Genomic DNA, 12,003 nt, shown 5'->3' with positions numbered 1-12,003 from the left:
TTCCAAGTAACTTCGGTCCACAGTCGCCGGTCTGGCGGTCTGCGGTCCCAGGGTCCAGACGGCCGCGGCGCACCGTGTGGCCGAGGCGGAAGTTATTGTCTTTGCAAACAGGCCGCGCCTCGCGGCCTACGGAGCTTCCAAGTAACTTCGGTCGTCGGTCGCCGGTCTCGCGGTCGTCGGTCCCGTGGTCCAGACGGCCCCGGCGCACCGTGTGGCCGAGGCGGAAGTTATTGTTTTTGCAAACAGGCCGCGCCCCGCGCGGCTTACGAAGCTTCCAAGTAACTTCGGTCGTCGGTCGCCGGTCTCGCGGTCGTCGGTCCCGTGGCCCAGACGGCCGCGGCGCACCGTGTGGCCGAGACGGAAGTTATTGTTTTTGCAAACAGGCCGAGCCTCGCGGCCTACGGAGCTCTCAAGAATCTTCGACCTCTCCGGCCGGGTCACCCCCGGGAAGACACCCGTTCGGCCCCGGGGAGTTCGTCCCAGATCGCCGGGTACGAGACCGAGGCCGCGTCCGCCCCGTCGACCTCGGCCCCTCCTGGGATCGCAAGCCCCAGCACCCCCAGGGCCATGGCCAGCCGGTGGTCGCCGTGGCTTTCGAAGGCGGCCGGCCGAAGCGCGGCCGGCCCGGGGATCCGGAACCCGTCCGGGGAGGTCTCCACGTCCACCCCGGCCTTGCGGAGCTCGCGGGCCAGCGTGCCGATCCGGTCGGACTCCTTGTGGCGCAGCTCCTCGGCGCCCCGCACCACCGTTTCGCCCTCGGCCCGGGCGGCCACCACGGCCAGCACCGGAAACTCGTCGATCGCCGCCGGCACCTCCCCCGGCCCCACCTCCACGCCGCGCAGCGGGCCGTGCTCGACAATCACGTCCCCCACCGGCTCCCCGCCGGCCACCCCGGTTTCCCGGAGTTCCACCGGGGCGCCCATCCGCTGGAGAAGGCGGAAAAACCCCGTCCGGGTGGGGTTGAGGCACACCCCCCGCACCCGGACCCGCGCCCCGGGCACGAGGAGCGCCGCCGCCGCCCAGAAGGCGGCCGAGGAGGGGTCGCCCGGGATCTGCCAGTCGGCGGCCCGAAGGGGGGTCCGCCCCCGGATCCCCACCCGGCTCCCCTCCCGCAGGACCTCGGCCCCCAGGGCGGCCAGCATCCGCTCGGTGTGGTCCCGGGACGGGGCGGGCTCCTCGACCCAGGTCACCCCGCGGGCGTGGAGTCCGGCGAGGAGCACCGCGCTCTTCACCTGGGCGCTCGCCACCGGCAGGGTCCAGGTGAGGGCCCGGAGGCTCCCGCCCCGGAGCACCAGCGGCGCCAGCCGGTCCTCGTCGCGGCCCAGGGCCAAGGCACCCATCTCCCGCAAGGGGTCGAGCACCCGGGCCATGGGCCGGCGCCGCAGGCTCGCGTCGCCCGTGAGAACCGAAAGGAACCCGTGGCCGGCCAGGATGCCGGCCAGGAGCCGCATCGTGGTGCCGGAGTTCCCGCAATCCACCACGTCCTCGGGCTCCCGCAGCCCCCCGATGCCCCGGCCCTCCACCACGACGACCTCCCGCTCGTCCCGGATCGACACCCCGAGGGCCTCCAGGGCCCGGCGGGTCGAGCGCAGGTCCTCGCCGGCCTGGAGCCCCCGGATCCGCGAGGCCCCTTCGGCCAGGGCGGAAAACAGGAGGGCCCGGTGGGAGATGGACTTGTCCCCCGGCACCCGCAGTTCCCGGTCGAAGGGCCCCGGAGGGGCCACCCTCACACGGTCCACAGCCGGCTCCTCCCCTCTTTGGCCCCGTGGAACAGGGTTTCCAGGGCCGCGGCGTCCCCGGTCTCGATGCGGCGGCGCACCGCCTGGAGTTCCGCCTCGAACTCCCGGATCGCCTCGGCCAGGCTCTCCCGGTTTTCGAGGCAGATGTCCCGCCACAGGGCCGGCGGGCTCCCCACCACCCGGGTCCAGTCCCGAAGGGACGGGCCGGCAAGACCCAGGGCCCGGTCGTCCAGGCGTTCCAGCACGGCCCAGGTCAGGGTGTAGGCGAGCACGTGGGGCAGGTGACTGACCCAGGCAAACACCCGGTCGTGGGCTTCGGGGTCCATCGTGACCACCCGCGCCCCCAGGCCGGTCCAAAAATCCGAGACGCGCCGCACGGCCTCCTCCGGCGCCCCCGGAAGCGGGGTCAGCACGCACGGCCGCGCGTCGAACAGCCGCGGGTCGGCCGCCTCGATCCCGGAGCGCTCGGTGCCGGCCACCGGATGCCCGCCCACGAACACCACCCCCTCGGGGAGCACCCGGCCGGCCTCGGCCACGATGGACCCCTTGGTGCTTCCCACGTCGGTCACCACCTGCCCGGGGCGAAGGGCCGGCGCCACCTCCCCCAGGAGCCGGCGCACGGCCGAAACCGGCGCCGCCAGCACGACGAGATCGGCCCCCTGGGCGGCTTCGACCGGTCCGGCGGCCGCCTCGTCCACCCACCCCCGCTCGGCGCCCATGCCCACCGCCGCGGCCCGCCGGTCCCAGGCCCGCACCCGGTACGGCAGGCCGTGGACCTTCACGGCCGCGGCGACGCTCCCGCCGATCTGGCCCAGCCCGATCACGGCCAGGGTGCCGGGGGTCATGGCCGCCCCCCCACGCCCCGCCCCACGGCCCGGGCCACGGCGGCCACCTGCTCCACCAGCCGCGCAAACCGCTCGGGCTTCAGGCTCTGGTTCCCGTCACACAGGGCGGCCTCGGGCCGGGCGTGGACCTCGATCATGAGGCCATCGGCCCCGGCCGCCACGGCCGCCCGGCTCAGGGGTTCCACGAGCTCCCAGGTGCCTGCGGCGTGGCTCGGGTCCACGAGCACCGGCAGATGGGTCTGGCTCTTGAGCACGGGCACGGCCGAGATGTCCAAGGTGTTTCGGGTGGCGGTCTCGTAGGTTCGGATGCCCCGCTCGCACAGCAGGATGCGCCGGTTCCCCTGGGCGGCCACGTACTCGGCGCTCATGAGCCACTCGGTGATCGTGGCCGCCAAGCCCCGTTTGATGAGGATCGGCTTCTCCAGGTTCCCCACCTCCTTGAGGAGGCGAAAGTTCTGCATGTTGCGGGCGCCGATCTGCACGATATCGGCGTACCGGGCCACGAGCACCGTGTCGCGGGGATCCATGAGCTCCGTGACCACCGGCAGCCCCGTGGCCTCGCGGGCCTCCGCCAGGAGCTCGAGCCCCTTCTCCCCCAGTCCCTGAAACGCGTAGGGGCTCGTGCGGGGCTTGTAGGCCCCGCCCCGCAGGCAGGTGGCCCCGGCCTCCCGGATGGCGTGGGCCGTCTCCAGGAGGAGCTGGCGGTCCTCGATGGAGCAGGGCCCGGCGATGATCTGGACCGGCCCCGGACCGAAGGTCACCCCCCCCACCTCCACCCGGGAGTCCTCGGGGTGGAACTCGCGGCTCACGAGCTTGTAGGGCTTCAGGATCGGGATGACCCGCTCGACCCCCGGCATGGACTCCAGAGGCAGGTCCCGCAGGGCCTCCTCGTCGCCGATGGCGCCGAGGATCGTGCGCTGCACCCCCTTCGACTCATGCACCGCGAACCCGAGGGCCCGCAGGGTTTGGACGAGCTGGAGGCGGTCTTCCTCTTTGTGGTCCGGTCGCAACACGATGATCATCGCGGTCCCCTTCGTGGGAAGCTGGAACGCTAGAAAGCTCTGCGGCTGGGACGCTCGCCCCCCTGCCGATCGAGGCCCCCACCCATCCCTTGGGGGCTATCCTTCCTTGAGCACGGCCGCGAAGGCCGTTTCGAACCGGTCGAGCTCCTCCGGCAGGCCCACCGTGACCCGGATCCATTCGGGCATGCCGAAACTCCGGATCGAGCGCACGATCACCCCGTGGTCGAGGAGCCGCCGGTACACGGCATCGCCGTCGCCCACCCGCACCGCCACGAAGTTGGCCTGGCTCTCCAGGTACTCGAGCCCGAGCCGGGAGAAGAAGGCGTAGAGCCGTTCCCGGCCCTCCCGGTTCACCCGGCGGGCCCGCTCGAGGTACTCCCCATCCTCCAGGGCGGCCACGGCCGCGGCCTGGGCCACGCCGTTGGCGTTGAAGGGGAGCCGCAGCCGGTTCAGATAGTCCACGAGGCCGGCCGGGGCGATGCCGTATCCCATGCGCAGGAGCGCGAGCCCGTAGGCCTTGGAGAACGTGCGCACCACGAGGAGCGGCCGATCCTCGCCCACGTACCGGGCCCCGTCCGGAAACCCCGGATCGTCGGCGTATTCGGCGTAGGCCTCGTCCAGGACGACGGCGACGTCCTCGGGCAAGGCGTTCCAGAACCGCTCCCACGCGGCGGCGGTGAACGCCGTGCCCGTGGGGTTGTTGGGGTTCCCGAGGATCACGAGCGCCGTCGCCGGCCCGACGGCCCGGGCCACGGCCTCGAGATCGACCCGGTGGTCTTTGAGCGGGACCGACCGGATGGTGCCCCCCTGGGCCCGGGCCGTGAGCTCGTAGATGCTAAACGAAGGGCTCGCGACGACCACCTCGGAGCCCGGCCGCACCAGGAGCCGCACGGCCATCTCGATCACCTCGGAGCTCCCGTTTCCGAGCACGAGGTTCTCCACCCCCACGCCCCAGCGGGCGGCCAGGGCTTCCTTGAGCCGCCGGCCGAATCCGTCGGGGTAGCGGTGCGCCTCAGCCGCGGCACGCCGGGCGGCCTCCACGGCCCGCGGCGACGGGCCCAGGGGGTTTTCGTTGCTCGCGAGCTTCACCACGCGGTCGAAGCCCCGCTCCCGCTGAAGCTCCTCGATGGGCTTCCCCGGGACGTAAGGTTCCAGCTCGCGCACGAACGGGCTCACGAGGGAGCCGAAACGGTCGGTGTCGGTCATGGGATTTTCCAAGTAACTTCTCGCTGGGACGCTGGGAGGCTAGGACGCTAGGATGCTAAAATCCTTTGTGATTCCTTCGCCAGCGGCTGTCCCACCCCGTGGGAGCGGCTGCCGTATCGGGGGCCAGAATTCAGAGGTCAGATATCAGAGAACCCCTGTCCCCTGTCCTCTGTCGTCTGTCTTCTGGCACCTGGCACCCGGCACGGGCGCCCTGTATAGCCGAAGCCGCCCCCAGACGTCCAGGCGATCCCGGGGCGACGAACCGGGTCAGGGGCTTCCCTGGGGGTAGGACCCCAGCACCTTGCGGAACCGGCAGCGGCCCCGCAGTTCGGCGATCGCGCGTTCCACCCGGGGTTCCGTGAGGTGCCCCTCCAGGTCCACGAAAAACACGTACTGCCAGGCCTCCTCGGGCATGGGCCGGGACTCGATCTTGGTGAGGTTCACCCCGTTGTCATAGAAGGGTTGGAGCATGCGGTAGAGGGCACCCACCTCGTGCCGCACCGCGAACACCAGCGAGGTCTTGTCCCGGCCGCTCGGGTCGGGCACGTCGGGGCCGATCACGAGGAACCGGGTGGTGTTGTTGGGGTTGTCCTCGATCCGGGCCTCGGCCACGGCGAGCCCGTACACCTTGGCCGCCACCTCGGCCGCGATGGCCGCGGCCCCTGGGTCCTCGGAGGCGATCTTGGCGGCCTGGGCCGTGCTTGCCGCGTCGAACACGGGCACGTCGGGCAGGTGTTCCTCGAGCCACCGGCGGCACTGGGCCACGGCGTGAGGGTGGGAGTACACCCGCTCCACGTCGGCGAGGCGCCCCGACCGGTTCAGCAGGTGGTGGGCCACCCGCAGGTACACCTCGGCCACGATTTTGAGATCGGACCGCAGGAACATGTCCAGGGTGTGGCTCACGACCCCCTCGGTGGTGTTCTCCACGGGGATCACGCCGTAGGCGGCCTTGCCCTTCTCGACCCGCTCGAACACCTCGCCGATGGTGCGGGCGGGCTCGAGCCGGGCCGACTCCCCGAACCGGCGAAGCGCCGCCTGGTGGGTGAAGGTGGCCGGAGGCCCCAGGTACGCCACGACCATCGGCGCCTCGAGGGCGAGCGACGCCGAGATGATCTCCCGCCACACGGCCCGCACCCCAGCCGCGGGGAAGGGCCCCGGGTTTTCGGCCTCGAGCCGGCGCAGGAGATCCTCCTCCCGCCCCGGGGCGTAAAACCGCGCCCCGCTCGCCCGCTTGATCTCCCCCACCTCCCGCGCGAGCTCGGCCCGGCGGTTTAGCCGTTCCAGGATCTCCCGGTCGATCCGGTCGATGGCCGAGCGCAGCTCGGCCAGGCGCTTCTTGGGATCGCTCATCTCGTCTTCCCGTCGGGTCCCCCGGCCCGCCGTGCGGCGCGGTCGAGGGCCTCCAGTTCGTCGGCCGTCAGGGGGCGCCAGCGGCCCTCGGAGAGGTCGTCGGCCCGGATCGGCCCGAAGGCCTCCCGCTCGAGATCCACCACCCTGCCCCCGAGCGCGGCCACCATCCGGCGGATCTGGCGTTTTCGGCCCCCGTGGAGGGCCAACCGGAACCGTAGCGTTTCTCCATGACGCTCCACGTCCCACACCCGGTCGGCCCGGGCGGGGCCGTCGTCGAGCCGTACCCCCCGCTCGAGGGCCCTCGGGTCGAAGCGGCCCCGCGCCTCCACCCGGTACACCTTCTCCACCCCGGACCGGGGGTGGAGGAGCCGGTGCACCAGGCCCCCGTCGTTCGTGAGGAGGAGCACACCCCGGGAATCCCGGTCGAGCCGGCCCACCGGGACCACCGAGGCCCCCAGGTCGGCCACCAGATCCATGACCGTGGCCGCGGCGTGGGGATCGGACCGGGTGGTCACGTAGCCCGGGGGTTTCCGGAGGACCACCACGATCCGCTCCGGGGGCGGCGGGATCGGCCGGCCGTCCACCTCGATCGCCTGTACGTCGGGGTTCACCCGGACCCCGAGTTCGGTCACGACCGCCCCGTCCACCCGGACCCGGCCCTGTCGGATCCACTCCTCGGCGGTTCTCCGGCTCGCGAGGCCCCGGGCCGCGATGACCTTCTGAAGCCGTTCGCCGCGGCGCTCAGGCATCTTCCGGAGGCTCCCGAGGCCCCGCCGGGCCCTCGCCGGTCTCCTCCTCGACCTCCTCGGCCAGCATCTCCTCGATCTCCTGGAGGCTGGGCAGGTCCGCGAGCGAGGTGAGCCCGAACACCTCCAGGAACTTCCGGCTCGTGCCGTACAGAAGCGGCCGGCCGGGCACGTCCTTTTTCCCCACCACCCGGACAAGCCCCTTCTCGAGGAGGGCCTTGAGCACCCCTCCGCAGTCCACGCCCCGGACCTCCTCCACCTCGGCCCGGGTGATGGGCTGGCGGTACGCCACGATGGCCAGGGTCTCGAGGGCCGCCCGGCTGAACCGCACGGGCCGGGGAATCTCGAGCCGGCCCAGGTAGGGCGCGTACTCGGCCCGGGTGCGCAGCTGGTAGCCCCCCGCCACCTCCCGGAGCTCGAGGGCGCGGCCGCCGAGGGCCTCACCGAGGGCCCCGAGCCCGTCCAGGACCTCCTGCCGGCCCAGCCCCTCCGGCGCGAACAGCTCCACGAGCTTCCCGAGCGCCACCGGCTCGGGCGACGCGAACAGAACGGCCTCCAGCACCCGGGCCACCGCTTCCCGATCCATGCCTACTCCTCCTCCACGGGAACGGCAAAGAGCCGGATCTCCCCGAACGGGCTCACCTGCACCACCCGCAGGGCCCGCAGCCGCACCAACTCCAACACCGCGAGGAACACGGTGACCACCCGGGTCCGGGTCGGCCGGGGGGGGAAGAGGTCCCGGAACGCGAGGCCCCGGCCCGGGGGACTCGCGGCGAAGAGCCCGAGCACCTCCTGCATGGCCTCTTGGATCGAGATCCGCTCCCGGGCCACGGCCTCGGCGAACGACTCCGACGCGGTGGCCAGGACCTCGCGGAACGCCAGGAGGAGCTGAAAGAAATCGGCCTCGATCGGGGCGTCGGGCCGGTCTATCTCGTCCAGGTCCGGGGAGCGAAACGTGCGGGCGAACACCTCCCGGCCGAGGAGCGGCCGCTCGGCGAGGCGCTCGGCGGCCGCCCGCATCCGCTCGTACTCCAGGAGCCGGCGCACCAGCTCGGCCCGGGGGTCCTCCCCCTCCTCTTCCTCCTCCTCGGGCCTCGGCAGGAGCATCCGCGACTTGATCTCGGCCAGGGTGGCGGCCATCACGAGAAACTCGCTCGCCACGTCGAGGTCGAGCTCCCGCATCGTGTCGAGCACCTCCAGGTACTCCTCGAGGATCCGGGCGATGGGGATGTCGTAGATGTCGTACCGGTGCTTGCGGATGAGATGGAGAAGGAGGTCCAGAGGCCCCTCGAACCCCTCGAGGCGCACCCGATACCCGGTTTCTCCGCCGACCAGGATCCCGTCGTCCCGGCTCATGGGATCCGCGCCCCCACCACCGGACCCACGTCCGGGACCACGCACCCCACGGCGTCGCCGCAGCGGGCCCCTGGCCAGACCACGCTCCCGGCCAGCCGGGCCCCCGGCGCGATCTCGGCCCCGCGTCCCACGGCACACCCGGGTCCCACACGGGCCCCGACCCCGATCCGGGCCCCCGTCCCCCGGTACCAGCGCCCCCCTTCCGTCTCCACCACCTCGCCCGGCGCCCGCGGGACCCGGCCACGGGCCAGGAGGTCCCGGTGTGCCGAGAGGTACCGCTCCACCGTCCCGAGATCGCTCCAAAAGGCGTCCGCCGGCAACACGTGGGCGAACACCGGGGCGCCCCGGGCCACCAGGTGGCGGTGCACGTCGGCGTTGATGCAGCATCTGCGGTCGGGCACGTGGTCCAGCACCTCGGGCTCCAGCACGTGGATCCCCGTGAACTCGCAGGGCCGCCCCGCCCCGGCACCCGGCGCCCGGGCGTCGAGGAACCGCACGATCCGCCCCTCCTCGTCCACCTCCAGGGGGCCACCGGCCGCGGGAGCGACCGACAGCGTGGCCAGGGCCCCGTTGGCCGCGTGTTCCCGCACCATCGCCGGGAGGTCGATCTCCTGGTAGGTGTCGGCGTTGGCCAAGACGAAGGGTTCGGGCCGCAACGTCTCCCTCCAGGGCGCAAGCGCCCCTCCCGTGCCCAGGATCTCCGGCTCGAAGCTCCAGGCGACGTCCAGCCCCCCGGGGATCCAGGGCTCCAGCCGGGCCCGCAGCACCTCGGGCAGATGGTGGAGGTTCACGATGGCCCGGCGGAGGCCCGCGGCCGCGATGAGGTCCAAAACCCGCGCCGCCAGGGGCACGTCGAAAAGGGGCCAGGCCGGCTTCGGCACCACCCGGCTCAGGGGCCGGAGTCGGGTGCCGTACCCGGCCGCCAGCACGAAGGCGTTTCGGATCCGCTCCTCGCCCACGGCTCAGGCCCCCCCCCACTCCCGCAGGACCGCCTCGAGTTCAACAGGGCTTCGCACCTTGCGGTACCGGGCACCGCTCACCCCCTTCACCCGGGCCTCGCACTCGGGCCAGGTGTCGTGGAGCCGGATCTCCCCGTCCACCCGGCTCACGTAGCAGGGGAAGGACCGATGCCCCTCGGTTCCCTCACCCCCGATCCACGCGCCATCGCCGCTTCGGAGCTCGGGCGACTCCCCCCGGGCGAAGGCCGTGGCCAGCTCGTCGCAGCGCTCGTTGAAGGGGTGGCCCCGGTGCCCCCGCACGTGCTCCCAGGTGACATCCCGGCCCTCCCCCCAGGCCAGGCGGTCCAGGGACTCCCAGAGGTCCTGGTTCAGCACGGCGCCGCCGTCGGCTTTGCGCCAACCCCTCCTCTTCCACGCGTGGATCCACCGGGAGATGCCGTCGTGGACGTACCGGGAATCGGTGACCACGTGCACCCGGGATCCGGGCCGGGTCTGCCGAAGGCCCTCGATCACCGCGGTGAGCTCCATCCGGTTGTTCGTGGTGGCCGGGTCGCGCCCCCCGATCTCCCGGACCCGGTTCCCGGGCTCCACGATCACGGCCGCCCATCCCCCCGGTCCCGGGTTGCCCAGGCACGCCCCGTCCGTGTAGATCACCGTCCGTTCGGTATCGGCCACCCTCGTCTCCCCGTTTGACACGCGTCGAACCGCCCCTCTAGGCTAGCCCGCGCCGAGGCGGCGGGCCCGAGGAACCTGGGGCCCCCACGAGGCGGTGCAGTGTATCAGCTCGGGCCCGGGCGTGCCCAGGTCCGCCTCCCCTACCAGGAGGGCTTTCCATGGCCTTTGGGTGGTTTCGGAAACGGAAAGCGGGCGCCGAGGCGTTGGCCGAGACCGGACGCAAGCTCGCCCGGCAGGGGCGGTGGGGGGAGGCCCTTTCCCACCTGGAAGCCGCGGCCCAAGCCCCGGACGCGCCCCCCGGCCTCGAAAAGGAGATCCGGGAGTGCCGAAGGGCCCTGGCCGCCCTGAACCTGGAGGAAGCGGGGGCGTGCCTCAACGCCGGCGATCCGGACCGGGCGAGGGAGCACCTGGCCCTGGCCCGGGAGTTCGGGGGCGAGGACCCCGAACTGGAGGCCCGGATCCGGGGGCTGGAGGCCCGCATCGCCCCCCGGCCCGAGGCCGAGCCGCGCCCGCAGCCGCGATTCGCGACCCCGTGTGCGTGTGCCGCCCCCTGCGCGTCGGAGCCCGATCCCCACGAACTCCCCGAAACCGGACCCGACGCGGACCTCTTCGAGTTTTACCTGGAGGCGCTCGAGCCCTCGGAACGGGCCGTTCTGGAGGGACTGGGGGATGCCTTCCGGACCGGGTTCGTGGCCCTCCAGCAGGGGGAGGCCGAGGAGGCGCGGCGCTGGCTCGAACGGGCCGAGGCCGAGCACCCGGACGCCCCCGGCGTCCACTACGCGTTCGGGGTCCTCCATCTCCTCACGGGGGAGCTCGAGGCGGCAGAGGACCGGATGCGCCAGGCGCTGGAGGCCGCCCCGGACCTCGCGCCGGCCGTGCACCACCTGGCCGACGGGCTCCGGGAAGGCGGTCGGCCCGACCGGGCGGTCGAGCTCCTCGAGGGGTGGGTTGCGGAACACCCCGGGGACGGGGTGGCCTGGCTTCGGCTGGGGGCGCTCAGGCTCGACGCCGGGGACGCCGAGGCGGCCCTGGAGGCCCTCGATCGCGCCCAGGCGGCGTTGCCCGAGGACCGGCCCGAGCCCCGACTCCTGCGGGCCCGGGCCCTGGAGGCCGTCGGCCGGACCGACGACGCGCTCCAAGCCCTGCGGGAGGTCCTGGCCCGGCGGCCCGATCTTGTGGAGGCGCTGGTGCCCCTGGGCCGGATTCTGTTGGGAAAGGGCGAGGCCCACGCCGAGCGGGCCGCCGAGGTGTTCAAGCGCTGCGCCCGCATCGACCCGGAGCGGGGGTGGTGGTACCTGCTCAGGGTCGCCGAGGCGTACCACGCCAGGGGCTGGGCCCGGGAGGCCCGGGAGATGCTCGAACTCGCGGGGGGACAACTCCCGGACGAGGCGGCCCGTGCGGAGTGGGAGCGGGTGGCCGCGACGCTAGCGGTCTAGGGGAAGCCCCGCCCGGGCCCAGTCGAACACCCCGCCCGTGTAGTTCGCCACCCAGGGGTACCCGCGGGAGTCGAGGAACCGCGCCACGGCCGCGCTGCGGGCCCCGCTCGCGCACACTACGACGATCTTCTTATCCTGGGGGATCTCCCTCAACCGGGCCGGCACCTCGTTCATCGGGATCAAGACCGCCCCCGGGATGTGCCCGCGGCGGTACTCCCCGGGGGTCCGGACGTCGAGAAGGAACACCTCGGCCCCTTCCCGGTTCAGAAGGGCCCGCACGTCCTGGGTGTCCAACGCCCGGACCTCGGCCCGGGCCCCGGCCGCGAATAGAAGCACGAGAACCCCCGAGACGACGGCCCCCCAAACTCCGCGCCCTTTCATTTCCGGCACTCCTTTCCCGCGCGAGCCCTGCAGAAACCCGCTCCGGGCCCGTATCGCCTTGGCTTCGGGGCTTGGATGCCCCGGGGCGGCCCCGGGTTACTATTAACCCGGCGTCAATACAGGCGCGCAAGGGGATCGCGAGGGCACGGGGCCTGCTTCCGGCCGTGCGTGAGTGCGGCATCCGGCTTACGCTGCATCCGGCACTCAGCCGGATGGACGGAACCACTCAGGAACTCTGGGCGTTTTCGTCAGTCCGCTTGGCTGGAAGAGTCCCAGTCGTTGGCTGAG

12 protein-coding genes are annotated in these 12,003 nt (G+C 72.7%); 1 reads left to right on the top strand and 11 read right to left on the bottom strand.

What is annotated here, in order from left to right; genetic code table 11:
- Positions 1-437: 437 nt before the first annotated feature.
- From aroA to rnhA, 10 genes are all read right to left on the bottom strand, one after another.
- Positions 438-1,739 carry a 3-phosphoshikimate 1-carboxyvinyltransferase gene (aroA, locus tag ACY0I8_RS12620; RefSeq protein WP_461395027.1) on the bottom strand — a complete coding sequence of 434 codons (1,302 nt, stop codon included), beginning with the start codon at positions 1,737-1,739 and terminating at the stop codon, positions 438-440.
- On the bottom strand, positions 1,727-2,584 hold the full coding sequence (locus ACY0I8_RS12615) for a prephenate dehydrogenase (protein WP_461395026.1): 858 nt from the start codon (positions 2,582-2,584) through the stop codon (positions 1,727-1,729). Before ACY0I8_RS12615 ends, aroA begins: the two co-directional genes overlap by 13 nt.
- The gene (gene aroF / locus ACY0I8_RS12610; protein ID WP_459941754.1) at positions 2,581-3,606 is read right to left on the bottom strand and encodes a 3-deoxy-7-phosphoheptulonate synthase; all 1,026 of its coding nucleotides are present in this window, start codon (positions 3,604-3,606) and stop codon (positions 2,581-2,583) included. The genes ACY0I8_RS12615 and aroF overlap by 4 nt, the downstream gene beginning before the upstream one ends.
- A 96-nt stretch (positions 3,607-3,702) precedes the next feature.
- Positions 3,703-4,812, bottom strand: a complete 1,110-nt coding sequence (hisC, locus tag ACY0I8_RS12605; protein ID WP_459941755.1) for a pyridoxal phosphate-dependent aminotransferase — start codon at positions 4,810-4,812, stop codon at positions 3,703-3,705.
- 267 nt (positions 4,813-5,079) lie between these two features.
- On the bottom strand, positions 5,080-6,162 hold the full coding sequence (gene pheA, locus ACY0I8_RS12600) for a prephenate dehydratase (RefSeq protein ID WP_461395025.1): 1,083 nt from the start codon (positions 6,160-6,162) through the stop codon (positions 5,080-5,082).
- The gene (locus tag ACY0I8_RS12595; protein ID WP_459941757.1) at positions 6,159-6,911 is read right to left on the bottom strand and encodes a pseudouridine synthase; all 753 of its coding nucleotides are present in this window, start codon (positions 6,909-6,911) and stop codon (positions 6,159-6,161) included. The genes pheA and ACY0I8_RS12595 overlap by 4 nt, the downstream gene beginning before the upstream one ends.
- A complete protein-coding gene (scpB, locus tag ACY0I8_RS12590; protein WP_459941758.1) occupies positions 6,904-7,494 on the bottom strand; it encodes an SMC-Scp complex subunit ScpB in 591 nt (196 codons plus the stop codon). Before scpB ends, ACY0I8_RS12595 begins: the two co-directional genes overlap by 8 nt.
- A gap of 2 nt (positions 7,495-7,496) precedes the next feature.
- Positions 7,497-8,264 carry a segregation and condensation protein A gene (locus ACY0I8_RS12585; RefSeq protein ID WP_459941759.1) on the bottom strand — a complete coding sequence of 256 codons (768 nt, stop codon included), beginning with the start codon at positions 8,262-8,264 and terminating at the stop codon, positions 7,497-7,499.
- A complete protein-coding gene (locus ACY0I8_RS12580; protein WP_459941760.1) occupies positions 8,261-9,223 on the bottom strand; it encodes a nucleotidyltransferase family protein in 963 nt (320 codons plus the stop codon). The genes ACY0I8_RS12585 and ACY0I8_RS12580 overlap by 4 nt, the downstream gene beginning before the upstream one ends.
- Before the next feature lie 3 nt (positions 9,224-9,226).
- Positions 9,227-9,898 carry a ribonuclease HI gene (rnhA, locus tag ACY0I8_RS12575; RefSeq protein WP_459941761.1) on the bottom strand — a complete coding sequence of 224 codons (672 nt, stop codon included), beginning with the start codon at positions 9,896-9,898 and terminating at the stop codon, positions 9,227-9,229.
- Between the two features lie 158 nt (positions 9,899-10,056).
- Between rnhA and ACY0I8_RS12570 the strand changes: the two genes are divergently transcribed.
- Positions 10,057-11,334 carry a tetratricopeptide repeat protein gene (locus ACY0I8_RS12570; RefSeq protein WP_461395024.1) on the top strand — a complete coding sequence of 426 codons (1,278 nt, stop codon included), beginning with the start codon at positions 10,057-10,059 and terminating at the stop codon, positions 11,332-11,334.
- Here ACY0I8_RS12570 and ACY0I8_RS12565 read toward each other — a convergent pair.
- Positions 11,323-11,715: a rhodanese-like domain-containing protein gene (locus ACY0I8_RS12565; RefSeq protein ID WP_461395023.1), complete on the bottom strand. Its 393-nt coding sequence runs from the start codon at positions 11,713-11,715 to the stop codon at positions 11,323-11,325. The two genes, ACY0I8_RS12570 and ACY0I8_RS12565, sit on opposite strands and share 12 nt — an antisense overlap.
- Between the last annotated feature and the right edge of the window lie 288 nt (positions 11,716-12,003).

The organism is Deferrisoma sp. (genome assembly GCF_054681715.1).
Note: the sequence above shows the minus strand (reverse complement) of the source record. Positions and strands in the feature narration are given on the sequence as shown.

Coding starts and splice junctions, on each gene's coding strand:
- ACY0I8_RS12615 (WP_461395026.1), bottom strand. CDS start 2,584: ATGACCCCCGGCACCCTGGCCGTGATCGGGCTGGGCCAGATCGGCGGG.
- aroF (WP_459941754.1), bottom strand. CDS start 3,606: ATGATCATCGTGTTGCGACCGGACCACAAAGAGGAAGACCGCCTCCAG.
- hisC (WP_459941755.1), bottom strand. CDS start 4,812: ATGACCGACACCGACCGTTTCGGCTCCCTCGTGAGCCCGTTCGTGCGC.
- pheA (WP_461395025.1), bottom strand. CDS start 6,162: ATGAGCGATCCCAAGAAGCGCCTGGCCGAGCTGCGCTCGGCCATCGAC.
- ACY0I8_RS12595 (WP_459941757.1), bottom strand. CDS start 6,911: ATGCCTGAGCGCCGCGGCGAACGGCTTCAGAAGGTCATCGCGGCCCGG.
- scpB (WP_459941758.1), bottom strand. CDS start 7,494: ATGGATCGGGAAGCGGTGGCCCGGGTGCTGGAGGCCGTTCTGTTCGCG.
- ACY0I8_RS12585 (WP_459941759.1), bottom strand. CDS start 8,264: ATGAGCCGGGACGACGGGATCCTGGTCGGCGGAGAAACCGGGTATCGG.
- ACY0I8_RS12570 (WP_461395024.1), top strand. CDS start 10,057: ATGGCCTTTGGGTGGTTTCGGAAACGGAAAGCGGGCGCCGAGGCGTTG.
- ACY0I8_RS12565 (WP_461395023.1), bottom strand. CDS start 11,715: ATGAAAGGGCGCGGAGTTTGGGGGGCCGTCGTCTCGGGGGTTCTCGTG.